Genomic DNA, 19603 nt, shown 5'->3' with positions numbered 1-19603 from the left:
TCAACACTTCTCCGTCGGCCGACGGGCTGTCCAAGTCCATTTCCGCAATCTCGATACCGCGTAGGTATCGTGTTGTGGTGGATCTTCGTGTGCTCCGGTACTTCGTGGCGGTCGCGGAGGAGCGTCACGTCGGGCGGGCGGCGAACCGGCTGCACATGACACAGCCGCCGCTGAGCCGCGCCATCCGGGAGCTCGAGGACGAATTCGGCGTCGAGCTGTTCGAGCGCACCCCCAAGGGCGTCGTCCTGACTCCGGCCGGAGCAGCGATGTACGACGAGGCGAGCGGGCTGCTGCAGCGCGCCGACCGGATCCGCGACCGGGTGACCGCCGCCGGGTCGGGGACCCTCACGATCGGGACGCTGGCCGATACCGCCGCGCACGTCGGCGGTCGGCTGGTGCTGCTGTTCCGGGCACGCCATCCGCACATCGACGTCAGTGTCCACGAAACCGACCTCGGTGACCCGACGGCCGGGCTCCGCGCCGGGCTCGTCGACGTCGCGCTGACCCGAACTCCCTTCGACGACAAGGGAATCAGCGCGCGCATCCTGCGCCCGGTACCCGTCGGCGTCGTGATGCGTGACGACGACCCGCTCGCCCGTCGCCCGTCGGTGTCGTCGGTCGACCTGATCGGCCGTCGTTGGGTCCGGCTGCCACTCGGCGCCGACCCGGTATGGACCGCCTACTGGACCTGCGGCGCGCACGATGAGGCAGCACCGGTGATGCGGACGATCCAGGAATGCCTGCAAGCGGTTCTCTGGAACGGAACCTCGGCGCTCTCCCCGCTCGACCAGCCGCTGCCCCCCCGGCCTCATCACCGTCCCGTTCCGTGATCGCCCGCCGAGCAACCTGGTAGTCGCGTGGTTGAAAACCGCTCACAGCCCACTGATCCGGAGTTTCGTCCAGGTTGCCGAGCACGCCCGCGGTTTCTACGACGAAAGCGGGGCATGACCGCTACCAGCCGTGAAACGGCCGGGCGGTCGAACCATCCTGGAACTGCTGAACCCGTTCAAAATGGCACCAAAGTGGCACACCGGGGCCTAGTTCAGCAGTTCACAACCCCCTGAACTGCAGAAACGCTTAATCCTTCTTCATCATTTCGTAGATGCGCTTGCAGTCCGGGCAGACCGGGGAGCCGGGCTTGGCGGACTTGGTGACGGGGAAGACTTCGCCGCAGAGGGCTACCACGTGGGTGCCCATGACGGCGGATTCCGCGATCTTGTTCTTCTTGACGTAGTGGAAGACCTTGGGACTGTCGTTGTCGGTCGACTCGTCGACGGTCTCTTCCGGACGTACCAGGGTGTCTGCGCTCACCCGTCCATGATGCCAGGGCCCGGGCGAGGCTTCAGCAGAAGCCCTGGGCGGAGACGGCGTGTGCATCCGACGCTGTGTAGTGGAAGACTCGGGGTATGCAGCGTGACGGCGATTCCCAGGCCGACGGCACCAGCGGCGAGGATCGCCCCGACGTCGAATTCCATCCTGCCGGTTCGATACCCATGCCGCCGCGCCCCGCCCAGGGGTACTTCCCCGGCGAGCAGAAGGAGCATCCGGCGCTGATCACCGAGGCGGCGACCTCGCTGGAGCAGCAGCATCGGGATCGGGTGCGGCGGTACATCATGATCATGTCGTTCCGCATTCCGTGCCTGATCGGCGCGGCCATCGCGTATGGGTTGTGGCACAACTGGTGGGTGTCGCTGCTGATCATCGGCGTTTCGATTCCGCTGCCGTGGATCGCGGTGCTCGGGGCGAACGATCGGCCGCCCCGCAGCAAGGAAGAACCCAGCCGCTGGGACGGACGACGCGATCAGAAGGCGCTCGACTCACAGCCGCACAAGGCCATCGACGGGTAGACCCCGTCAATTCAGCGCGGGGGCGGCTTTCAACGGTCGGATACCGGCCGAGAACAGCGCGGCCAGCCCGCACAGCCCGCCCGCGATGAACCACGCCAGGGTGTAACTGCCCTGCATATCGCGGATCACGCCGGCACCGAACGCGGCCACCGCGGCACCGATCTGGTGCGAGGCGAAGACCCAGCCGAAGGCGACCGGTCCGTCCTCACCGAAGTTCTCCCGGCACAGCGCCACAGTCGGCGGCACGGTCGCGATCCAATCCAGGCCGTAGAAGATGATGAACGCCCACGTCGTGGGGTGCACGTCCGGACCGAGCAGGATCGGCAGCCACAGCAGCGAGGTGCCGCGCAGCGTGTAGTAGATGATCAGCAGGTAGCGGGAGTCGTAGCGGTCGGTGAGCCACCCCGACGCGATGGTGCCCGCGACATCGAAGGCGCCACACACGGCCAACAGGCCAGCGGCGGTGGTGGCGGGCATGCCGTGATCGTGCGCGGCACTCACGAAATGGGTGCCGATCAGGCCGTTGGTGGAGGCTCCGCAGATCGCGAAACCACCTGCGAGCAGCCAGAACACGGGCTTGCGGACGATCTTGGCCAGCACCGTCACGGCGCGCGACGCGCCACCGGGGGCCGAGCTGCGCACCCCGACCGTGCTGCCCGGCTCGGCACCGTAGGCGAGCACACCGACGTCGCTGGGGAAGTCGCGCAGGAACAGCAGTACCAGCGGCACGACGGCGAGGGCCAGCACCGACACCACCAGAGACGGTGTGCGCCAACCGTGGTCACGCGCGAGGGCCGCGATGAGCGGCAGGAACACCAGCTGCCCGGCCGCGCCCGCGGCGGTGAGCACGCCGGTGACCAATCCGCGGTTCGTCACGAACCAGCGGCCGGTGATGGTGGCCACGAACGACATCGACATCGACCCCACGCCGACCCCGACCAGCACACCCCAGGTGGCCATGAGCTGCCACGCCTGGGTCATGAACAACGTCAGACCGCTGCCCGCCGCGATCAGCACCAGCGCGCACGCCACGATGCGACGCAACCCGAAGCGATCCATCAGCGCCGCGGCGAACGGCGAGATCAGGCCATACAGCACCACATTCACCGAGACCGCCGCGCCGATCGTGCCGCGCGACCAGCCGAACTCGTTGTGCAGCGGATCCATCAGCACGCCGGGCACCGACCGGAACCCGGCCGCCCCGATCAGCGCGACAAAACTCACGGCCGCCACGATCCACGCCGGGTGCAGACCCCTCCGCCGGTCGGACGAGTAGGCCGCAGGTGAACCGACGGTCGCCCTCCGGTCATCACCGTGCGCTCCGCCATGGTGGCCGAACGCATCTCCTCGATCACCGCCGAGCGCGTCCTCACCGTCACGGTCAGACGCCACCGCGTGGTTACCGCCGAGCTCAGGCTGCGGGTTGTCCGCCGTCGGTGCGGGCGCGGACGTTGTGCTGTCGCCTACCGTCGCGTCCAATGTGCCTGCACCGGGCCCGGATTCCCGATCGAGGCCGTCCTTCAATTCGCTCACCCGACAGAGCGTGACCGAAAAGCCCTTTCGCCACGAGTGGCCTGAATGACACAATGCGTCAAGATTCAGCCATTGCGAGAGGAGCCTCGTGCCAACACCCCACCTCGTGGCCGTTCTGGTCCTGGCACCGACCGTCGGATTCGATATGTCGATCCCGCCCCTGGTGCTCGGCGAGGCCACCGACGACGACGGAAATCCGCTCTACGAGGTGCACACCTGCGGTGTCGACACCGGCGGCGTCGAGGCCACGGCCGGGTACACCGTCATCCCGGAATGCGGGCCGGAATTGCTGGCGCGCGCCGACACGGTGATCGTGCCGGGCACCCGCATCCACGAGCCGCGCCAGGAAGGCCGCCTGCCGCCCGCGGTCGCCGCGGCGCTGGCCACCATCCGCCCGGATGCCCGCATCGTGTCCATCTGCACCGGCGCCTTCGTGCTGGGCGCGGCGGGGCTGCTGAACGGTCGGCGCGCTACTACGCACTGGCACTTCGCCGACCGGTTCCGGGCCCTCTACCCCGAGGTGCTGCTGGACGAGAACCTGCTGTTCGTGCAGGACGGAAACGTCTGGACCTCCGCGGGATTGGCCGCGGGCATCGACTTGTGCCTGCACCTGATCCGCACCGATCACGGCAGCGCCGTCGCCAATCGAGCGGCCCGCTACTGCGTGGTCCCGCCGTGGCGCGACGGCGGGCAGTCGCAGTTCATCGAACGGCAGGTGCCGGAGTCCGGCAGCGACGGCACGGCCCCGACACGCCGCTGGGCGCTGGATCATCTGGATCGGGAACTGGACCTGAACTCGCTTGCCGCGCATGCTCATATGAGCGTGCGGACCTTCACCCGCCGGTTCAAGGCCGAGACCGGAATGGCGCCGGGCGCGTGGATCCTGCAGCAGCGGGTGCGGCACGCCCGACATCTGCTCGAGACCACCGACCTGCCGATCGACGAGGTGGCGCGCAGCGCGGGCATGGGCACCTCCGCATCGCTGCGCCACCACATGCGCCTCGAGTTGGGGGTGCCGCCGCTGGCCTACCGCAAGACCTTCCGCAAACGCGAAACCCTGGAGACAGCATGATGATTCGCTGGGTGTGGGCCTTCCTGGACCGGCCCGCCGCACACTTCGACGCCGCCACCGAATTCTGGACGGCCGTGACCGGCACCACGCTGTCGCCGCGCCGCGGCGAGCGTGACGAATTCCTCACGCTGCTGCCGGAATCCGGCGCGGCCACCGTCAAGATGCAGTCCATCGACGGCCCGGCGCGCATTCATTTGGACCTCGACGTCGACGACGTCTCGGCGGCCACCGACCACGCCGTCGGGCTCGGCGCCACCCTGGCCGCGGACTACATCCTCACCTCGCGCATCGGCTACGCGGTGCTGCGCTCCCCCGCCGGAATGCCGTTCTGCTTCACACCCTTTCACGACTCGGCGGGCGAACTCACCCCGACGGTCGTGGGCCCGGCCGGTGACCGCAGCCGCCTGGACCAGATCTGTCTGGACATCGGCGACAGCGACTACGACATCGAATCCCGCTTCTGGACCGATCTGACCGGCTGGGCGTGGCGTCCGAGCACCTTCCCGGAATTCTCCCGCCTGTCCGCCCGCCCGGAGCTCCCAATCGACTTCCTGCTGCAGCGCCTCGGCGAAACCCGCTCCACCACAGCGCATCCCGACCTCGCCTGCACCGATATCGACGCCACCGCCGCCTGGCACGAATCCCTCGGCGCCCACCGCACCGACCGCGGCAAGCACTGGATCGTCATGGCCGACCCGGCCGGCCAGCCCTACTGCCTGACCAGCCGCAAACCCGCCTGACAAACTGAGGGCCACCCCTGACACGCTGAAACCCCGGACAGTATCCGGGGTTTCAGCGTATTCGGGGTTTCAGGGGGAACCCCTGAGAGTCCCGAGAGTTGGTTACTTCCGCTCGGTCTGCGGCTCCCGCCGCGCCTCACCGGAATTGGCCAGCGCCTCCAGATCCTCCAGGAACCTGTCGATGCTGTCCGCCCGCTGTTGCGGCGAGCCGAGCTGTTCGCGCACCTTCTCCTCGGTGAGCGCCAGCATGGCGGCCGCCAGATCCGTTTCCAGGTCGCGAATCATCTGCCTGCGGTACTGCAGGATCTGATCGCGGCCCTGCTTGCGGACCCGCTCCACCTCGGCCGCGGCGGCCTCCCGCATCTGGGCGATGATGCGATCGGCGTCGACGCGAGCCTCCTCGCGCATGCGCAGGAGTTCGGCTTGGGCCTCGGCCACGGCATTGTCGTAGGCGGCCTTGGCGGTGGCCAGGCGGTCGGCGGCCGCCTCGCTCTCCTCCAGCTGGCGGCGAATCTGGTTCTGCGCGTTGTTCATGATCCGCTTGAGCGGCGGCACAACGTATTTCGCGAAGAACCAGACGATCACCGCGAACCCGAACAGCTGACTGAAGAAGACGGGCCAATTGAAGGTGATGTTGTAACCCTCGGCGAGTAGGGCATGGTTGAGGATCATGCGGACCCCCGTCCTCTCTGCTGGCCCGCACTGGTCCGGGCACGATCGTTCCCGCCGAGAACCCGGCCGGCCAGGTTCTGTGCGAGTGGTTCGACGGATTCGCGTAGTTCGGCGGCCACCTGGTCGGCCTCGGCGCGTAGGTGCGCCGTGGACTCGGCCACGATCTGGTCGGCCTCTTTCTGCGCTTCGCCACGCATCTCCTCGAGAATGGCCCGGCCTTGCGCCCGTGCCTCATTCCGGATGTCGGCCGCTTCGTTGCGGGCCTTCTCGAGTGCGGATTCGTAGCGCGCCTCGGCTTCGGCGAACGTTTCGCTCGCCTCCTTGGCGGTGGCCGTCGTGACCTCGACGCGTGCCTCCCGCTCCGCCAACACCTTTCGTATCGGCGGAACCACGAAGAACCAGATGACCGCGAGCACGATCAGGAAGATCAATAACTCGGCGAAGAAAGTGCCGTTGGGAACCAGGAAGTTCCCCGCGGCCTCCACATCCGTTCTGGGAGACATGATGCCGTCTACTTACCGGGAGTAGCGAATACGAACAGGGCCATGAACGCTAGATTGATGAAGTACGCCGCTTCGACCAGACCGACGGTCAGGAAGAAGTTGACGCGCAGGCGGCCTTCGGCCTCCGGCTGCCGGGTGACACCGTTGATCAATGCGGCACCGGCCAATCCGTCACCGATACCCGCGCCGATGGCACCGCCCGCCAGAATGATGCCGCCGCCGATAAGAGCGCCCTGGACGATACTCGCGGTTGCTGGGTCAGCCATTTTTCACTTCCTTATACAAAGGGTTATTGCGCTGAACGACTGAAGTCGCTCAGTGGTTTTCACTCTCCAGCGACATCGACTGGCTGAAGTAGAGGATGGTCAGCAGGGCGAAGATGAATGCCTGAATGGCTCCGACGAACAGGTCGAAGATCTTCCAGAGGGCATTCGGACCCCAGCTGATCCAGAACGGGAACAACGTGATCACCGAAACCATGACGCCGCCCGCGAACATGTTGCCGAAAAGTCGCAGCGAGAGCGACAGCGGTTTGGCGATTTCCTCGACCACATTGATGAAAACCATGGGGCCCCAGCCGGTGTGACCCTTGAGCAACTGCTTGATGTGCCCGCCCGGCCCGCGCCGGTAGGCACCGGCGGCGTGGTAGAAGAGGAACACGAACAGCGCCAGCGAGAGCGTGAAGTTGAAGTCGGAGGCCGGCGGCGCGATCAATTCGCCCGAACCGTACTGAACGGGCAAGACCGACAACCAGTTCGACAACAGGATGAAGGTGAACAGCGTGACCGCCAGCGGCAGCACGAACGGCGCGATCTTCATCCCGATCGCCGTCTCCACCTGATTGCGCATCTGGACGGTGACGGCCTCGAAGAACAGCTGCACGCCGTTCGGCACCCCGGAGGTGATCTTGGCCCGCAGGTAGAAGGCCAGGCCCAGCACGATCACCGCGGCCACCGAGGTGGACACGATGGTGTCCACATTGAAGGTCAGGCCCCAGAGCTGCGCCTGGGCATGGTCACCGACGTGAATCTTGGAGTCCCCCGAGGAATCCTCGGCGGCCAGCACTGTCGGTGCCGACAAATGGGCGAGGGAAGCAACGGAGATGCTCATGATTGCTGTCGGAGCCCTTTCACCTCGGGCAGTGCGGTATGCAGCACCAGGATCAACTGAAAGAGGGCCAGCCCGAAGAAGATTCCGACGCCGTTGGGCCGAGTCAGAAACGCCACCAGAATCGACAATCCGGTCAGAATGAGGAGGCGCGATGCCGAGGACAACGCCAGCTTTTGTTTGCTGGGTGTTTCCGCATCGGTGATGCGCACGATCGACATCCAGGTGAGCCGGGCATTAACCCAGCCGAGCGTCAAACCGCCGGCTATGAAAACACCCAGCAACAATCGATCCAACGCGCCTGAGATCATCAAAGCCAGAACACCGAAAGCGATTGCAATAGCAGTCGCTCTGCGCATCCGAAGCCTGTTGACGTCCAATACGACACCGCCTTGCCGTCATCCCACCTCGTAGTGGGGCTGTGCATGATCAGTAGCATACACAGCCCAACCTCGTTGCGGGCCAGTATTTTTGATCTTCAAATTGTTGATCTTGAAATTCTGAAACGCCTTTCAGCTAACTTTTCGCCATTTTAATCGGACTTTACTGTTGCACAGCCTTTTCGGCTCCGACGCCGGTCAGCGACCGCACTTGCATCTCGGCATACTTGGCATTGTCGCTTTCCTTCGACAAGATCGTTCCCAGCCAACCCAGAGCGAACGAAACCGGGATGGACACCAGACCCGGGTTCGAGAGCGGGAACCAGTGGAAGTCTTGGGATTTGATCATGGCGGTGGGCGCTCCGGAGACCGCCGGGGAGAACACGATCAACACGATCGTGACGGCCAGCCCGCCGTAGATGCTCCACAGCGCGCCCGCGGTGTTGAAGCGCCGCCAGAACAGCGAATACAGGATGGTCGGCAGGTTTGCCGAGGCGGCGACCGCGAACGCCAGCGCCACCAGGAACGCCACATTCTGATTCTTAGCCAGAATGCCGCCCACGATCGCCACCGCCCCGATCACCACGGCGGTGATCCGCGCGACCCGCACCTCACCCTTGCCATCGGCCTGTCCGCGCTTGAACACATTGGCGTAGACATCGTGCGCGAAGGACGCCGACGCGGTGATCGTCAGCCCGGCCACCACGGCCAGAATCGTCGCGAACGCCACGGCCGCAACGAATCCCAGCAGCACCGGCCCGCCCAGCTCCAGGGCCAGCAGCGGGGCGGCCGCGTTCTCCTTGCCCGGCGCCTTGGCGATCTTCTCCGGCCCGACCAACGCCGCCGCGCCATAGCCCAGCACCAGTGTGAACAGATAGAAGACGCCGATCAGTCCGATCGCCCATACCACCGAGCGGCGCGCCTCCTTGGCCGTCGGCACCGTATAGAACCGCATCAGCACGTGCGGCAGCCCCGCGGTGCCCAACACCAGAGCCAGTGCGAGGGAAAGGAAGTCGAGCTTGGTGGTGCCGTTCTTGCCGTACTTGAAGCCGGGCTCGAGCAGCTTCGCGCCGGTCTTGCCGCCGTGGTTCACCGCATCGGCGAACAGATTCGACAGGTTGAAGTCGTAGCGCCCCAGCACCCACACCGTCATGGCCGCGGCCGCCGCGATCAGCAGCACCGCCTTGACGATCTGCACCCAGGTGGTGCCCTTCATACCGCCGACGAGCACGTAGACGATCATGATCGCGCCGACCACGGCGATCACGAGATTCTGTCCCGCCGAACTGGATACGCCCAGCAGCAGCGAGATCAGCACGCCCGCGCCCGCCATCTGGGCCAGCAGATAGAACAGACTCACCGCCAGCGTGGAGGTGGCCGCCGCCGCTCGCACCGGCCGCTGCCGCATCCGGAAGGCCAGCACGTCGCCCAGGGTGAATTTGCCGGTGTTGCGCAGCAATTCGGCGACCAGCAGCAAGGCCACCAGCCACGCCACCAGGAACCCGATGGAATAGAGGAAGCCGTCGTAGCCGTACACCGCGATGGCCCCGGCGATGCCCAGGAAGCTGGCCGCGGAGAGGTAGTCGCCGGAGATGGCGATGCCGTTCTGCGGTCCGGAGAACGCGCGCCCGGCGGCGTAATAGTCGGCGGCCGTGCGGTTGTCGCGGCTGGCCCACACCACGATGCCGAGGGTGATGACCACGAAGATGGCGAAGATGGTGATGTTGAGTCCGGGGCGGCTGCCCTCGACCCCGGCTGCCAGATAGAGGTTCACTGCGCCTCTCCTTCCAGTTCGGCGCGGATCGCCTCGGCGGCCGGATCGAGCTTGCGATCGGCGTACCAGACATAGAGGCCGGTGATGACGAAGGTCGAAAGGAACTGCAGCAGGCCGAAGATGAGGCCCACGGTGATGTTCCCGCCCACCTTGTGCGACATGAAGCCGTGCGCGTAGTCGGCCAGCAGCACGTAGAGCGCGTACCAGGCGAGGAACAGGGCGGTCATGGGGAAGACGAAGCGCCGGAAGCGCGAACGCAGACGCTGGAACTCGGGACTGTCGTAGACCTCGGACCAATCGGGAGACGGTCCACCGGTCTGGGTTTCAGTTGTCAACTGCGATACCTCCTGGTGATCCAGGTCACACTAGCAATCAATATCGTTGCGAGCGGGGCGAATAACCGCAGGTGAGATCGCAAATTCATGGATAAGTGAGCTGAAATTCATGGCCTCGGGTGGCCAGCTACCAACCGGTTGCCTTCCCGGAATCGGGGCCGCCGACGGATGCCCATCGGTTGCGGTGGCAGAGTTCCCAGTTATGCCGACGAACCAGACGACCACCTCGTCACTGCTCGCCGACCTCGCGCCCGACCTACGCGCGGCGCTGACCCGCGTCCGCTACGACGCGGACACCTTGCTCGAGGCGCTCGGCGACGACGCCCACGCCGCCCTCGGTCGCGGCGAACCCGTCCCCGTCCGCCGTGCCGCCGCCGATCTCGGCGAGCTCGGCACGCTCGTGCGTCTGCTGCTGCTCGGCGATCCCGTCACCGAAGCCGAAGCGGCAGCGGCCCTCTCACCCGTGAGCATCGACCGCGCCGTCGCCGCGGGCCTGCTGGAACACGACGGCAACGAGATTCGCGCGGCGTTGGACCTGCGGCCCCTCGATCTCGGTCACGGCACGCGCTGGGGGCTGTCCGACCTCGACGACTCCATGCGCCGCCGCGCCCTCGACACCGATCACGTGCTCGGCGTCGGTCAGGCGTCACTGTCGCTGCTGCGCGCCACCCCGACCCGCAAGACCGGCACCGTGCTGGATCTCGGCACCGGCTGCGGAGTTCAAGCCGTGCACGCCGCGTCCTACGGCAGCCGCATCACCGGCACCGACGTGAACCAGCGCGCGCTGTGGCTGGCCGAGGCCAGCGCGGCACTCAATGATCTGGATATCGAACTGCTGGAAGGCTCCTGGTTCGAACCGGTCGCCGGCCGCCGCTTCGACCAGATCGTGGCCAATCCCCCGTTCGTGGTCGGCCCGGCCCGCGTCGAGCACACCTACCGGGACTCCGGGCTGGCCCTCGACGGTGCGAGCGAACTCGTCATCTCCGGCATTCCGGAACTGCTGAACCCCGGCGGCACCGCCGCGCTGCTCGCCTCCTGGGTACACCTCGAGGGAGAGGACTGGCGCGCCCGCGTCGCGAGCTGGCTGCCCGACCACGGCATCGACGCCTGGATCGTGCAGCGCGACATCGCCGACCCCGCCCTCTATGTCGGAACCTGGTTGCGCGACGCCGGACTCGACCCGCGCGAAGGGGCCGCCCAGGCCCGCGCCGAACTCTGGCTCGACGCCTTCGACGAATCCGGGGTGGAGGGCATCGGATTCGGATTCGTCTATCTGCGCGCCATCGACGGCCCGACCGAACTGCTCGCCGAGGACCTGACGCACGGCTTCGACGACCCGCTGGGTCCCGAGGCGCTGGCCTACTTCGAGCGCTCGGCCTGGCTGCGCGCCGCGGCCGCCGATGCGGACCTCATCCTCGACGCCCGCTACGAGGTCGATCCGGCCACCGCGCTCGAGCGCGTCTCGCTTCCCGGCGCGGAAGGCTGGGAGCAGCGGGTGGTTCGGCTGCACCGCGGCGACGGCCCGCGCTGGCAGCACGAGGTCGACGACACCACCGCCGCGCTCCTGGCCGGGATGCGCCCGGACGGCCTGCCGCTGCGGGAGCTGGTGGAGCTGCTGGCCTTCGGCGAGACCGGCGATGCCGCCACCCCGGAGTTCGAGAGCGCTGTGATCGGCGTGGTGGCGGGACTGGTCCGCCACGGGCTCATCCATCCGCGCTGAGTCGAGGTTCCGCCGGAAATCCGGCGCTGACCGGCGGTGAGGTCCGTCACGATCACGTGTCGCCCGAGTATCGATGTGGCCCGGCCCGGGAATGCCCGGGCCGGGCCGATCGTTTTCATTCGTGCTCGAAGGAAGGCGTCCGGGCAAGGCCCATTCACCTACGAATGACACGTAATCGATTGGTACGTCGGCAAGTTGGACTCCGACGGTGGCAACTACCCGGACACCCAGGCCCGTCCGACGGCAGGCGCGAGTTCCACAGGATACGCGCTTCTCAGGAACTTCTCAGACGTGCGCCGTAAAAACCGCAGCTCAAGCGCGGTTTACCGGTTGTCGTCCGGGGAACTTTCCTGATGTCGGGTCCGTTGAACGGAACGAGACACCACCGACCAGGAGGCAAGTCATGACAAGCCCCGCCACCACTGACGTGCGCATCAGCGAACAAGACCTCGACGCCGCAAGCCCTGCCGCTGACCTGGTACGCGTGTACCTGAACGGGATCGGTAAGACGGCGCTGCTGACGGCGGCAGACGAGGTCGAGCTGGCCAAGCGCATCGAGGCGGGCCTCTACGCACAGCACCTGCTGGAGACGAGCAAACGACTGTCCGCCGCGAAGAAGAAGGATCTCGCGATCCTGGTTCGCGAGGGTCAGGCCGCTCGCCAGCACCTGCTGGAAGCCAACCTCCGCCTCGTGGTCTCCCTCGCCAAGCGCTACACCGGTCGCGGCATGCCGCTGCTGGATCTCATCCAGGAAGGCAACCTGGGTCTGATCCGTGCGATGGAGAAGTTCGATTACACCAAGGGCTTCAAGTTCTCGACCTACGCCACCTGGTGGATTCGCCAGGCGATCACCCGTGGCATGGCCGATCAGTCCCGCACCATTCGCCTCCCCGTCCATCTGGTCGAGCAGGTGAACAAGCTGGCCCGCATCAAGCGCGAACTGCACCAGCAGCTCGGGCGCGAGGCCACCGATGCGGAACTGTCCAACGAGTCCGGCATTCCGGTCGACAAGATCGCCGATCTGCTCGACCACAGCCGCGACCCGGTATCCCTGGACATGCCGGTCGGCAATGACGAAGAGGCTCCGCTGGGCGACTTCATCGAGGATTCCGAGGCCACCTCCGCCGAGTCCGCGGTCATCGCCGGACTGCTGCACCGCGATGTGCGTACCGTGCTGGCCACCCTCGACGAGCGTGAGCAGCAGGTCATCCGCCTGCGCTACGGCCTCGACGACGGCCAGCCGCGCACCCTCGACCAGATCGGCAAGCTCTTCGGCCTCTCGCGCGAGCGGGTCCGCCAGATCGAGCGCGAGGTCATGTCGAAGCTGCGCAAGGGCGAGCGCGCCGACCGCCTGCGGGCCTACGCCAGCTAGTTCGAACACCGCAAGCCAGTTCGCACCCGGGTGGAGCCGAAACCCCCTGCACGGCTCCACCCCCACTCTTCGGGCCATCTTCGAGGCGCTGGCCCGATCCACGCCGACCGACTCCTACCCGAACGTCCCCCTCCGGGTTTGCGAGTCGGTCGGCGTTTTCGTGCGCGGTATGTCCGACTTTCCGGGTCGCTGAACAGCACCGACACGCGGTAGCGAGTCAGGTTGCGGGCCAGTCGCTCTCAGGGGTGGGAGTCTGGCCGCTGTGACCGATTCGCTGACGATGATTGCCATCGACACCCTGTCGACGCTGGTGAACTCCTACGCCAGCGAGATCACCGGCGAACCGCTACCACCGGTGAGCTGGATGTGGGACTGCCGCGCACGCCTCGACGCCACCGGCACCGAAGCCGAATTCTGCGGCACCGTCCACCCCGATCTGGCCGCCGCCGAATCCAATACCCACCTGCTCGCCTGGGCCCGCGCCCTGCAGCTCACCGACGCCACCCAGGAGCGCGACGCCTCCGCGGGGCGCCGCGTCTTCACCGGCCGCCTCGGCGAATCCCGGATCCGGCTGACGGCCTTCATCGAATCCGTCTATCCCGCAAGCGAAACCCAGCCGCTCATCGCCCTGATGTGACCGCGGGGGTTGACCCTGACGCAGGGTCAACCGCGCACCATGCTCGGTATGTCAACGCACACCGAGCAATTCACGGTTCACTACGACGGCGTCAGCATCCCGGTATCGCGCGGCGGCGCGGGACGGCCGCTGGTCTTCTGTCCCGGTCTGACCTCGTCACAGGCCGAATTGCACGACCTGCTCGCCTTGCTGCGCGCCGACTTCGATGTGCTGAGCTTCGATCTGCGGGGACACGGGCTGTCCTCGGCGGGCGACCGGTACAGCTTCGCGGCGTTCCTCGGCGATCTCACCGCCGTGCTGGCGGAGGCGGACCGGCGCGGTCTGCGTGCCCCCATCCTCGCGGGCCACTCCTACGGTGCCGACCTGATCGTGCACTATGCGGCCGAAAATCCCGGCAGGGTCGGCGAACTCGTGGTCATCGACGGCGCGAACCCGATACCCGCGCCCTTCATCACCGCGACCGATCTGCCCGACTTCCGGGCTCTGTGGGAGAACCAGGCGACATTGCGGGAGTCCGTCGCGGGCACGCCGCGTCAGGTGCTCCTCGACGCGCGGCAAATCCTCGAACTCAATCTCGAACTCGATGTCCTGCGGTCCGGCCTCGAGCTTGATTTGGATGTGGCCGGGCCTGGAATCCTCGATTTGTACCGGCGGATCGACTGCCCGATCAGCATGATCATGGCGGCATCGATGGCCGGTGACAGCGGCGAAGGCCGTGTGCCACGGCACAATCGGCTCTGGCACGCGGGCATCGACCGGCTCACCCACGAGCGGCCGGATATCCCCGTGACCTGGCTCGACGCCACCCATGCACTGGTCGTCACCCACGCGCCGCAGGTCGCCGAGCTGGTGCGGCAGGCCACCGACCGATCTGTGAATCTCTCGAACCGCCTGCGGCTCTAGGAGACTGGTTCGATGCTCACCATCGGCGAACTGGCGGCGCACGCCGGAGTCACGGTGCGCGCGGTGCGGCACTACCACGCCAAAGGGCTGCTGCCGGAGCCCGACCGCGACCACGCCGGTTATCGGCGCTATGAGCCGAGCGCCGTGGTCGAGCTGATCAGGATCCGCACCCTCGCCGAGGCCGGGGTACCGCTCGCGCGCGTGCGCGACCTGCTGCGCGCCGACCCGGTGGAATTCGCCGCGGCGATCGCCGAGATCGATCAACGGTTGCGGGCCGAAATTCGGCAGCGGGAACGGCAGCGCGAGCGGATCGCCCGTCTCGCCGCGGGCGACAGCGTGGCCCTGCCCGCACCGGTGGTGGAGTTCCTCGACCGGCTGCGGGCGCTGGGCGTCGACGAGCGGATCGTCCAGGTCGAGCGCGACGGCTGGATTCCGCTGGCCGCCCACTCCCCCGACCGCATCCCGGAACTGATGGCGCGCAAGCGCGAACAGCTCGCCCACCCGCCGCTCATGAACTTCTACCTCGCCCTCGGCCGCGCCCTCGACCGCGGCGACAACGATCCAATGCTCACCGAACTCGTCGACGACATGGCCGACTACCTCACTCGGCTCGCCGAGGAGAACGGCGAGGAGTACGTCGGCGGTGACATCGAGCCGTCGCTGGCCGAACTGCTGGACACGCTCGCCTTCGCCAGCGCCCCGCCGGTTCGTCGGCTGAACGAGCTACTGCGCCAACGGGGTTGGACCGGTTGGACCAGGCTCGAGCGCGTGGACGGGAGCATCGGTCGCGCTCAGGCTCGCGAGCAGGCGTAGGCCGTCTGCGGCGGGGCTGCCGGGAGGGGCGGACAGGACGATCAGTTCGAGGCCGGAATCGTCGGGGAGAGCGAAGTTTTCCTGGTGGAGTTCCAGGAGGCCGACCAGCGGGTGGCGGTAGGCCTTGCGGCCGTGGGTGCGGGCACGGACATCCGCGCGGGCCCACAGACGGCGGAAACGGTCACTGCCCATGGACAATTCGCCGATGAGCGAGGCCAGGCGCGGGTCGTCGGGGTATTTTCCGGCGGCCAGGCGGAGATGGCCCACCACATCGAGGGTGCAGGCGTCCCAGCCCTCGTACAGCCCGCGGTCGGATTCCTCCAGGAAGATGTGGCGGGCAGTGTTGAGGCCCGCCGCCGGGCGGCCGTAGAGCAGGTCGGCGAGCTCGTTTCCGGCCAGGACGTCGAGGCGGTGGTCCATGATCAGCGCGGGTGCGCCGGCCACCAGGTCCAGGACTCGCAGTAGTTCCGGGCGGATCCGGCCGCCGGGGGTCTTCGTGCGGCGGCGGCGCTGGCGGGCGAGCCTGTCGAGGTGGTCGCGCTCGGTGTCGTCGAGGCCGAGGACGCGAGCCAGCGCGTCGAGAACTTGCTCGGAAGGCTGTGTCGCGCGGCCTTGTTCGAGGCGCACGTAATAGTCGACGCTAACCCCGGACAGGTGCGCGACCTCCTCGCGGCGCAAACCCTCGACCCGGCGGTAGCGGTCGACGGGGATGCCGACGGCGGCCGGGTCCACCCGGGAACGGCGGGTGCGCAGGAAGCCCGCGAGATCATCCATGACCCCAGTCTGCCGGGGACATAGACCACCAGGGTGGTCCTGTGATTACCAGGAACGCCGATCCGACGGAAACAGCGCCCCTGAACGGCGGCCGCCGCGCCGCCCAGGATCGAAGGCATCCGATCCGAAGGAGTTCCCATGAAGACGCTGATCGTCTACGCCCATCCCGAACCGCGGTCGCTAAACGGCTCTTTGAAGGACCTCGCCGTCGCCACCCTCGAGACCGCCGGGCACGAGGTGCGGGTGAGCGATCTGTACGCGATGGGCTGGAAGGCGACCGTGGACGCCGCGGACTACGGCCCCGACGCCTCCAGTCCGCTGCAGGTCGCGCGCGACTCGGGCCGGGCCTTCGATGCCGGGACGCTGTCGGCCGACGTGCGCGGCGAGCACGACAAGCTGTTGTGGGCCGACACCGTCATCTTCCAGTTCCCGCTGTGGTGGTACACGATGCCCGCCATCCTCAAGGGCTGGGTGGACCGGGTCTTCACCTACAACTTCGCCTACGGCGTCGGAGAGCACAACGACATGAAGTACGGCGAGCGCTTCGGCGAAGGCACCCTCGCGGGCCGTCGCGCCCTGCTGTCGGTGACCGTCGGCGGACCCGAATCGCATTACACCGCACGCGGAATCAACGGACCCATCGACGATCTGCTGTTCCCGATCCAGCACGGCATCCTCTACTACCCGGGCATCGAGGTGCTGCCGCCGTTCGTGCTCTACCGCACCGACCGGATGACGGCCGAGGACTTTCCCGATGTCGCCAAGGCTTGGGAGCAGCGCCTGCTCACCCTGGACTCGACCGAGCCGATCGCGTTCCGGCGGCAGAACTTCGGCGACTACGAGATCCCGTCACTACAGCTGAAGGACGGGCTCGAGCCCGTGGGCCGCACCGGATTCGGGCTCCACGTGCGCGGTTGACCTCGCCTCGGATCAGGACTCGAACGGCCGGGTGATCGTCTGGCAAGGGGTCGGGGCGGGCACCCGGCCCTTGAAGAAGCGGTCGGGCGTCACGCCCATCAGCGAACGAAAATCCGCCGTCATATGCGATTGGTCGTAATAGCCCGAGTCGGTGGCCAGGTGCGACCAGGGCGTGTTCCCGGCGGCCGCCAGCACCTGCCGGACCCGGGTGATGCGCGCATAGTGCTTGGGCGACACCCCGATTCCCGCGGTGAACAGGTTGCGCAATTGCCGTTCGCTCACGGCGAGGGAGCTGGCCAGCTCACCGACGGGCGTCGTGGACTCCATCGCGGCGACCGCATCGCTGACCAGGCGGCGGTGATCGCGGCGAGTCGAGTCCTCGAGGAGGCGTTGCGGGAGTTCGGCTTCCAGGAAGGCGGCCAGGTCCTCGGGATCGAGTTCGAGCAGCGCGTCGGCGAGGTCGGCGGCGGGGCCGGGCAGGTCCGACAGCAGGGCGACGCGGTCGGTGAGCGCGGCGGCGGGGAGACCCAGCAGAGCTTGGGAAGCGCCGGGGGCCAGGCGAATTCGGGTACAACCGGCCGGTTTGTTGGGGTTGGCGTAGGTGGCGCGGGTGCGTGGGCCCAGCACCAACGCGTCGCGGCGGCCCGATGCCTCGGTGCGCAGCACGATCGAGGTCACGGCCTGGGGAACATGGGTGAACGCCGTGGCTCTGGGCCGGACGGTCGGGATGTGTGCGATCTCGGTGATCCAGGGACGCAGCGCGTCCGGCCGTGGCAGGAGGCGCTCGAAATCCTCGGCGGTCACGACCAGCGCCGCGTCCGACCGCCGCGGCCCCGACGTGGTCGTGTGGGCACCGATGTGCACACGAGTCGACGCTGCATCGCCTGGAGCCGGGGCGGTCATGCCGCGAGTCGACGCGAACGGGGCCGGGATTTGCGCGGTGGTCACCACATCCACTCTAGGCAGTCGGGGCAGTCGCGGCTGTGCCGGTTTTTCCTATCGCCGCAGGCCGGTCGATCGGCAGGCTCATAGCCATGATCGTTATCACCGGTGCCACGGGCACCATCGGAAGTGAAATTGTCCGTCAGCTCGCCGAGCGCGGCGTGAAAGTACGTGCGGTGACCAGGAATCCGGAAGCCGCGCAGCTCCCCGACGGCGTGGAGGTGGTGCGGGGCGACTACCTCGACCCGGCGTCCATGGCCGCGGCCTTCGACGGCGCACAGGCGGCGTTCCTGAACGGACAGGTCTCGATCGAAGACGCCGACACCGATACCGCGCTGATCGCCGCCGCCCGCGCGGCGGGTGTCCCCCGCCTGGTGAAGCTCTCCGCTATCGGCACCGGCGACCCTCTGCTCGGGCCGTTCGCCACCTGGCACATGCCGGGTGAGAAGGCGATCAGCGAGAGCGGGGCGGCGTGGACGATCCTGCGCCCGAGCTCGTTCGCCTCGAACACGTTGAGCTGGGTCGGACCGGTCAAGGCCGGTCAACCGGTGCCCAACATGACCGGCACCGGAGTGCAGGGCGTCGTCGATCCGCGCGACATCGCGGCGGTGGCGGCCGCTGTGCTGCTCTCCGACGAGCACGCGGGCCGCATCTACACCCTCACCGGACCGCAGGCGCTGTCGGGGCCCGAACAGGCGGAGATCCTGGGCGCGGCGCTGGGCCGACAGCTCGAGGTCGCCGACATTCCGCTCGACCAGGTCAGTGCGGCAATGGTCGCGGCGGGCCGGACCGAGAAGTTCGCCGAGCGCGCGACAGCGGGCAACGCCTTCGTTCGCCGAGGCGGAAATTCCACCGTCACCCGCGATATCGAGCAGGTGACCGGCCGCGCACCGCGCACCTATGCCGACTGGGTGCGCGATCATGTGGACGCCTTCACGGCTTGAGGATTGTGCCCCAGCCGTTTTCGAGCAGCTCGAAGATGCGCGTGAGGTCGCCCGCCGGATCGTCGCCGCGGCGGGCGACATCGAGCGCGCCGAAGACGAAGTGCGCCAACGTGATCACGGCCACATCGTCGGGCGCGCGCCCCAGGTCCTCGGCGATGGCCTGGGCCAGCGCGCCCTCGTGGCGCTGCCACATCTTGCGGAAATAGCTCGACAGCGCGGGGGTTTCGTCGATCATCCGGGTGAAGGCCCGGAACTCCAGGCTCTCCGGCGGGCGCGGGAACGCCAGGAACGCGTCACGCAGGCCCTCGAGCACGGTCGATCCCGGCGCCCGGTCGCGGACCGCGGCCACGACCGCGGACTCGCGGTCGGCGTCCATATCGAAGACCAGCGATTCCTTCCCGTCCGGGAAGTGCGCGAAGAGGGTGGGCACCGAGACGTCGGCGGCCTCGGCCACCTCCTTGACACTGACCGCGTCGTAGCCGCGTTCCAGGAACAACCGCAGGGCCGCGTCGGCCAGGGCCTTGCGGGTCTGGACCTTCTTCCGTTCGCGCAGTCCGCTCATGGGAGACACCCTACCCACAGTAGCCTAAGTCATACAATTTTCTTACTGATTGAAT

General features: G+C 67.4%; 23 protein-coding genes. 11 read left to right on the top strand and 12 right to left on the bottom strand.

Annotation, left to right across the window (positions count from 1 at the left end; genetic code table 11):
- Positions 1-77 precede the first annotated feature (77 nt).
- The gene (locus ACYVN4_RS35070) at positions 78-830 is read left to right on the top strand and encodes a LysR family transcriptional regulator (RefSeq protein WP_460726595.1); all 753 of its coding nucleotides are present in this window, start codon (positions 78-80) and stop codon (positions 828-830) included.
- A gap of 247 nt (positions 831-1077) precedes the next feature.
- On the opposite strand, the gene ACYVN4_RS35065 is transcribed toward ACYVN4_RS35070, so the two are convergent.
- Positions 1078-1311: a DUF3039 domain-containing protein gene (locus ACYVN4_RS35065; RefSeq protein ID WP_460726593.1), complete on the bottom strand. Its 234-nt coding sequence runs from the start codon at positions 1309-1311 to the stop codon at positions 1078-1080.
- Positions 1312-1493: 182 nt separating this feature from the next.
- Here ACYVN4_RS35065 and ACYVN4_RS35060 point away from each other — a divergent pair, with 182 nt between their 5' ends.
- Positions 1494-1847, top strand: coding sequence for a DUF3099 domain-containing protein (locus ACYVN4_RS35060; protein ID WP_460726860.1), 354 nt, complete (start codon positions 1494-1496; stop codon positions 1845-1847).
- A gap of 6 nt (positions 1848-1853) precedes the next feature.
- Here the strand turns inward: ACYVN4_RS35060 and ACYVN4_RS35055 are convergent, their stop codons facing one another.
- Positions 1854-3098, bottom strand: coding sequence for an MFS transporter (locus ACYVN4_RS35055; RefSeq protein WP_460726859.1), 1245 nt, complete (start codon positions 3096-3098; stop codon positions 1854-1856).
- A 427-nt stretch (positions 3099-3525) separates the two neighbouring features.
- On the opposite strand from ACYVN4_RS35055, the gene ACYVN4_RS35050 reads away from it, so the two are divergent.
- Positions 3526-4452, top strand: a complete 927-nt coding sequence (locus tag ACYVN4_RS35050) for a GlxA family transcriptional regulator (RefSeq protein ID WP_460726857.1) — start codon at positions 3526-3528, stop codon at positions 4450-4452.
- Positions 4449-5192, top strand: a complete 744-nt coding sequence (locus tag ACYVN4_RS35045) for a VOC family protein (protein ID WP_460726591.1) — start codon at positions 4449-4451, stop codon at positions 5190-5192. The genes ACYVN4_RS35050 and ACYVN4_RS35045 overlap by 4 nt, the downstream gene beginning before the upstream one ends.
- 102 nt (positions 5193-5294) lie before the next feature.
- Here ACYVN4_RS35045 and ACYVN4_RS35040 read toward each other — a convergent pair whose 3' ends face one another.
- The 7 genes from ACYVN4_RS35040 to ACYVN4_RS35010 all read right to left on the bottom strand — a co-directional run bounded on the left by ACYVN4_RS35040 (position 5295) and on the right by ACYVN4_RS35010 (position 9963).
- On the bottom strand, positions 5295-5864 hold the full coding sequence (locus tag ACYVN4_RS35040) for a F0F1 ATP synthase subunit B family protein (RefSeq protein ID WP_460726589.1): 570 nt from the start codon (positions 5862-5864) through the stop codon (positions 5295-5297).
- Positions 5861-6367: a F0F1 ATP synthase subunit B gene (locus ACYVN4_RS35035; RefSeq protein ID WP_460726587.1), complete on the bottom strand. Its 507-nt coding sequence runs from the start codon at positions 6365-6367 to the stop codon at positions 5861-5863. Before ACYVN4_RS35035 ends, ACYVN4_RS35040 begins: the two co-directional genes overlap by 4 nt.
- An 8-nt stretch (positions 6368-6375) precedes the next feature.
- Positions 6376-6633 carry a F0F1 ATP synthase subunit C gene (locus ACYVN4_RS35030; protein WP_040810042.1) on the bottom strand — a complete coding sequence of 86 codons (258 nt, stop codon included), beginning with the start codon at positions 6631-6633 and terminating at the stop codon, positions 6376-6378.
- 49 nt (positions 6634-6682) lie between these two features.
- The gene (gene atpB, locus ACYVN4_RS35025) at positions 6683-7477 is read right to left on the bottom strand and encodes a F0F1 ATP synthase subunit A (protein WP_460726585.1); all 795 of its coding nucleotides are present in this window, start codon (positions 7475-7477) and stop codon (positions 6683-6685) included.
- Positions 7474-7854 carry a hypothetical protein gene (locus tag ACYVN4_RS35020; protein ID WP_460726583.1) on the bottom strand — a complete coding sequence of 127 codons (381 nt, stop codon included), beginning with the start codon at positions 7852-7854 and terminating at the stop codon, positions 7474-7476. Before ACYVN4_RS35020 ends, atpB begins: the two co-directional genes overlap by 4 nt.
- Before the next feature lie 163 nt (positions 7855-8017).
- Positions 8018-9628: a solute symporter family protein gene (locus tag ACYVN4_RS35015; RefSeq protein WP_460726581.1), complete on the bottom strand. Its 1611-nt coding sequence runs from the start codon at positions 9626-9628 to the stop codon at positions 8018-8020.
- On the bottom strand, positions 9625-9963 hold the full coding sequence (locus tag ACYVN4_RS35010) for a DUF485 domain-containing protein (protein WP_460726579.1): 339 nt from the start codon (positions 9961-9963) through the stop codon (positions 9625-9627). Before ACYVN4_RS35010 ends, ACYVN4_RS35015 begins: the two co-directional genes overlap by 4 nt.
- A 202-nt stretch (positions 9964-10165) precedes the next feature.
- Here ACYVN4_RS35010 and ACYVN4_RS35005 point away from each other — a divergent pair, with 202 nt between their 5' ends.
- The 5 genes from ACYVN4_RS35005 to ACYVN4_RS34985 all read left to right on the top strand — a co-directional run bounded on the left by ACYVN4_RS35005 (position 10166) and on the right by ACYVN4_RS34985 (position 15408).
- Positions 10166-11683 (top strand): DUF7782 domain-containing protein, encoded by a 1518-nt coding sequence (locus ACYVN4_RS35005; RefSeq protein WP_460726577.1) that lies wholly within the window; start codon positions 10166-10168, stop codon positions 11681-11683.
- 403 nt (positions 11684-12086) lie between these two features.
- Positions 12087-13055, top strand: a complete 969-nt coding sequence (locus tag ACYVN4_RS35000; RefSeq protein WP_379355426.1) for a sigma-70 family RNA polymerase sigma factor — start codon at positions 12087-12089, stop codon at positions 13053-13055.
- A 262-nt stretch (positions 13056-13317) separates the two neighbouring features.
- Positions 13318-13692, top strand: coding sequence for a hypothetical protein (locus ACYVN4_RS34995; protein WP_460726575.1), 375 nt, complete (start codon positions 13318-13320; stop codon positions 13690-13692).
- Positions 13693-13740: 48 nt separating this feature from the next.
- Positions 13741-14595, top strand: a complete 855-nt coding sequence (locus ACYVN4_RS34990) for an alpha/beta fold hydrolase (RefSeq protein ID WP_460726573.1) — start codon at positions 13741-13743, stop codon at positions 14593-14595.
- Positions 14596-14607: 12 nt separating this feature from the next.
- Positions 14608-15408 (top strand): MerR family transcriptional regulator, encoded by an 801-nt coding sequence (locus tag ACYVN4_RS34985; RefSeq protein WP_460726571.1) that lies wholly within the window; start codon positions 14608-14610, stop codon positions 15406-15408.
- Here ACYVN4_RS34985 and ACYVN4_RS34980 read toward each other — a convergent pair.
- The gene (locus ACYVN4_RS34980; RefSeq protein ID WP_460726569.1) at positions 15319-16182 is read right to left on the bottom strand and encodes a helix-turn-helix transcriptional regulator; all 864 of its coding nucleotides are present in this window, start codon (positions 16180-16182) and stop codon (positions 15319-15321) included. The two genes, ACYVN4_RS34985 and ACYVN4_RS34980, sit on opposite strands and share 90 nt — an antisense overlap.
- 138 nt (positions 16183-16320) lie before the next feature.
- Between ACYVN4_RS34980 and ACYVN4_RS34975 the strand changes: the two genes are divergently transcribed.
- Entirely contained in the window at positions 16321-17100 is a 780-nt protein-coding gene (locus tag ACYVN4_RS34975; RefSeq protein WP_460726567.1) for an NAD(P)H-dependent oxidoreductase, read from the top strand.
- A 12-nt stretch (positions 17101-17112) separates the two neighbouring features.
- Here ACYVN4_RS34975 and ACYVN4_RS34970 read toward each other — a convergent pair whose 3' ends face one another.
- Positions 17113-18048: a helix-turn-helix domain-containing protein gene (locus ACYVN4_RS34970; protein ID WP_460726565.1), complete on the bottom strand. Its 936-nt coding sequence runs from the start codon at positions 18046-18048 to the stop codon at positions 17113-17115.
- 86 nt (positions 18049-18134) lie between these two features.
- On the opposite strand from ACYVN4_RS34970, the gene ACYVN4_RS34965 reads away from it, so the two are divergent.
- On the top strand, positions 18135-18986 hold the full coding sequence (locus ACYVN4_RS34965; protein ID WP_460726563.1) for an SDR family NAD(P)-dependent oxidoreductase: 852 nt from the start codon (positions 18135-18137) through the stop codon (positions 18984-18986).
- Here the strand turns inward: ACYVN4_RS34965 and ACYVN4_RS34960 are convergent.
- A complete protein-coding gene (locus tag ACYVN4_RS34960) occupies positions 18976-19548 on the bottom strand; it encodes a TetR/AcrR family transcriptional regulator (protein ID WP_460726561.1) in 573 nt (190 codons plus the stop codon). The two genes, ACYVN4_RS34965 and ACYVN4_RS34960, sit on opposite strands and share 11 nt — an antisense overlap.
- Positions 19549-19603: the final 55 nt, after the last annotated feature.

The sequence above is a fragment of the Nocardia heshunensis genome (genome assembly GCF_054782115.1).
This window is presented reverse-complemented; position numbering and strand designations above follow the sequence as displayed.

Excerpts from the sequence above, each read along its gene's own strand:
- ACYVN4_RS34960 (WP_460726561.1), bottom strand. The coding sequence starts at position 19,548 with ATGAGCGGACTGCGCGAACGGAAGAAGGTCCAGACCCGCAAGGCCCTG.
- ACYVN4_RS34990 (WP_460726573.1), top strand. The coding sequence starts at position 13,741 with ATGTCAACGCACACCGAGCAATTCACGGTTCACTACGACGGCGTCAGC.
- atpB (WP_460726585.1), bottom strand. The coding sequence starts at position 7,477 with ATGAGCATCTCCGTTGCTTCCCTCGCCCATTTGTCGGCACCGACAGTG.
- ACYVN4_RS34985 (WP_460726571.1), top strand. The coding sequence starts at position 14,608 with ATGCTCACCATCGGCGAACTGGCGGCGCACGCCGGAGTCACGGTGCGC.
- ACYVN4_RS35030 (WP_040810042.1), bottom strand. The coding sequence starts at position 6,633 with ATGGCTGACCCAGCAACCGCGAGTATCGTCCAGGGCGCTCTTATCGGC.
- ACYVN4_RS35060 (WP_460726860.1), top strand. The coding sequence starts at position 1,494 with ATGCCGCCGCGCCCCGCCCAGGGGTACTTCCCCGGCGAGCAGAAGGAG.
- ACYVN4_RS35035 (WP_460726587.1), bottom strand. The coding sequence starts at position 6,367 with ATGTCTCCCAGAACGGATGTGGAGGCCGCGGGGAACTTCCTGGTTCCC.
- ACYVN4_RS35045 (WP_460726591.1), top strand. The coding sequence starts at position 4,449 with ATGATGATTCGCTGGGTGTGGGCCTTCCTGGACCGGCCCGCCGCACAC.
- ACYVN4_RS35040 (WP_460726589.1), bottom strand. The coding sequence starts at position 5,864 with ATGATCCTCAACCATGCCCTACTCGCCGAGGGTTACAACATCACCTTC.
- ACYVN4_RS35050 (WP_460726857.1), top strand. The coding sequence starts at position 3,526 with ATGTCGATCCCGCCCCTGGTGCTCGGCGAGGCCACCGACGACGACGGA.
- ACYVN4_RS34975 (WP_460726567.1), top strand. The coding sequence starts at position 16,321 with ATGAAGACGCTGATCGTCTACGCCCATCCCGAACCGCGGTCGCTAAAC.
- ACYVN4_RS34965 (WP_460726563.1), top strand. The coding sequence starts at position 18,135 with ATGATCGTTATCACCGGTGCCACGGGCACCATCGGAAGTGAAATTGTC.
- ACYVN4_RS35005 (WP_460726577.1), top strand. The coding sequence starts at position 10,166 with ATGCCGACGAACCAGACGACCACCTCGTCACTGCTCGCCGACCTCGCG.
- ACYVN4_RS34980 (WP_460726569.1), bottom strand. The coding sequence starts at position 16,182 with ATGGATGATCTCGCGGGCTTCCTGCGCACCCGCCGTTCCCGGGTGGAC.
- ACYVN4_RS35000 (WP_379355426.1), top strand. The coding sequence starts at position 12,087 with ATGACAAGCCCCGCCACCACTGACGTGCGCATCAGCGAACAAGACCTC.